Here is a 2,254-nt window from a genome sequence, read left to right as displayed (position 1 = left end):
TGCGCCGCGTAGGGGGGCAGGTTCGGGCAGTCAACGTGGAGAAGGGGATGTTCGGCATCATCGATGGGGTCAACTCCCTTCATGATCCACTCATCTGGAAAGTTTTGCGCAGCCCAGGAGAGGTGATCTTCTCCAACATTCTGGTCACCGAAGGGGGACATGTCTATTGGAACGGCATGGACGGTGAATGCCCGCCGAAAGGCGTGAACTTTGCAGGGGAATGGTTTGCGGGGAAAAGAGACGGCGACGGAAAAGAGATCCCACCTTCCCACAAGAACGCCCGCTTCACCTTCGATCTTCACCTACTCGACAACCTGGACCCTCACCTGGACGACCCGGAAGGCGTGCCGGTTGCCGGGATAATCTATGGAGCGAGGGACTCCGACACCTGGGTACCCGTGGAAGAGGCCTTTGACTGGGAACACGGGATCGTCACCAAAGCGGCCGCGCTGGAGTCCGAGACGACTGCCGCCACTTTGGGGCAGGAGGGAGTGCGCGTCTTCAACCCCATGTCCAACCTCGACTTCCTTTCCATTCCCATTGGGCGCTACATTCAGGACAATCTCGATTTTGGCGCCGGGCTGGTGAGGCCGCCACGTGTCTTTTCGGTGAACTATTTCCTGCGCGGACAAAACGGGGAGTTCTTGAACGACCGGGCGGACAAGCGCGTGTGGCTGAAGTGGATGGAACTGCGGGCGCACGACGACGTGGGCGCCATTGCAGGACCAACAGGTCTCCTGCCGCGCTACGAAGACCTGCGTCGCCTGTTCAAACAGGTGCTGGGCCGGGATTACCCTATTGACGCCTATCGCGAGCAGTTTGCGGTGCGTGTGCCAGAGAGCATCGCCAAGATTGACCGCCTGCTCAAGATCTACAGCGAGCGCGTCTTGGACACACCCGCACGGCTGTTTGAGCTCCTCAGCCAGCAGCGGCAGAGGCTGCAAGAGGCAAGAAGCATACATGGCGACAGGATCGCGCCCGATGCCCTAAACTAACCAAGCTACGCGGTTGTTTGGCCGGGTTCAGTTCGAAAGTCAGTGGCGCCCTCTTCTCAAATTCGGCAAGGTGTTTTCGTCCTTTTCCCAAAACTGGGAATGGGCGTGTCGGCGCGAAGCACGGCGGGGCAAGCTCGCTTTTCAACACCTTGTAAATCTTGACACCGCGGGTACGACTGGCGTGGGGGGCTGGCACGGTGTTTGTCGAAGCTTAAGGCCACGGGCGCGACCGGTGGATCGCGCCGCGTACCAACGGATGGATGCAAACCAAAGGGAAGGAGAGCATGGCGGCGCACCAAGTGACAGCCGACGTCGAAGCGGTACGAGGACGCCTTTCCGCCCAGAGAGTCGCGCAGCGCGGGGGCCTTTCGTTGACAGGCCGCCTAGTGAACAGCGAATTCGTGGCGCGGGTGCGCAGCCTCAGCGGCGTGGACCCAAGGGAGTGCTACCAGTGCGGCAAGTGCTCCTCAGGTTGCCCAGTTACCCCCGAGATGGACCTTATCCCCAGCCAGGTCATCCGCCTGCTCCAATTGGGCCAGGAACAGGAGGTGCTCGGCTGCAAGACCATCTGGCTGTGTGCCTCGTGCTTCCAATGCTATTCCCGCTGCCCGAAGGGGATCGACTTTTCTCGGTTAGCTGAGGCCTTGCGCATGTTGGCCATGGCGGCCAAGGTCGAGTACTTAGCACCAGAAGACCTGCCGGCAGATGTGCTGGCAGAGGCGCCGCAACAGGCGCTGGTCAGCGCTTTCCGCAAGTACGGCCTGTGACGAGGGACGGTGCATGAAGCTCTCGTACTATCCAGGATGCACGCTCAAGGACAAGACTCCCCATTTGGACACCACCACCAAAGCGGCGGCGAGTAGACTGGGCATAGAGCTCCAAGAGCCCGAACCCTGGACCTGCTGCGGCGCCACCTACCCGCTCACCGAAGAGAAAATTGCCAACCTCGTCCCGCAAATCCGCATTCTCCGCAATGTGCGCCAGGCAGGTAACCGGCAGGTGACTACGACCTGCGCCTTCTGCTACAGCACACTGAAGAGGGCCAATCGCGCCATTGCGCTCGATCCGCTGCGCCGGCAGAGGGTCAACGCCTTCTTGCGCGACGATGAGCCGGTGCGCCCATACAAGGACGCGCTTCCTGCTCCCGCTGACTATGCGGGCGAGGTGGAGGTCGTCCACCTGCTCGAGGTGTTCCGCGACGGCAGTGGGTGGGAAAAACTGGCCAAGGCACCCAAACGCAGGTTGGCGGGGTTGACCGT

3 protein-coding genes are annotated in these 2,254 nt (G+C 61.0%); all 3 read left to right on the top strand.

The window, feature by feature from the left end; translation table 11 throughout:
* Positions 1-995 (top strand): phosphoenolpyruvate carboxykinase (GTP) (locus tag H5U38_06320; GenBank protein ID MBC7186632.1); only part of this gene is annotated, 995 nt, incomplete at its 5' end.
* 284 nt (positions 996-1,279) lie between these two features.
* Positions 1,280-1,762, top strand: a complete 483-nt coding sequence (locus H5U38_06315) for a 4Fe-4S dicluster domain-containing protein (protein MBC7186631.1) — start codon at positions 1,280-1,282, stop codon at positions 1,760-1,762.
* A gap of 13 nt (positions 1,763-1,775) precedes the next feature.
* Positions 1,776-2,254 (top strand): hypothetical protein (locus H5U38_06310; GenBank protein MBC7186630.1); only part of this gene is annotated, 479 nt, incomplete at its 3' end.

The organism is Calditrichota bacterium, from assembly GCA_014359355.1.
Lineage (GTDB): Bacteria > Zhuqueibacterota > Zhuqueibacteria > JANLFK01 > Oleimicrobiaceae > Oleimicrobium.
Note: the sequence above shows the minus strand (reverse complement) of the source record. Positions and strands in the feature narration are given on the sequence as shown.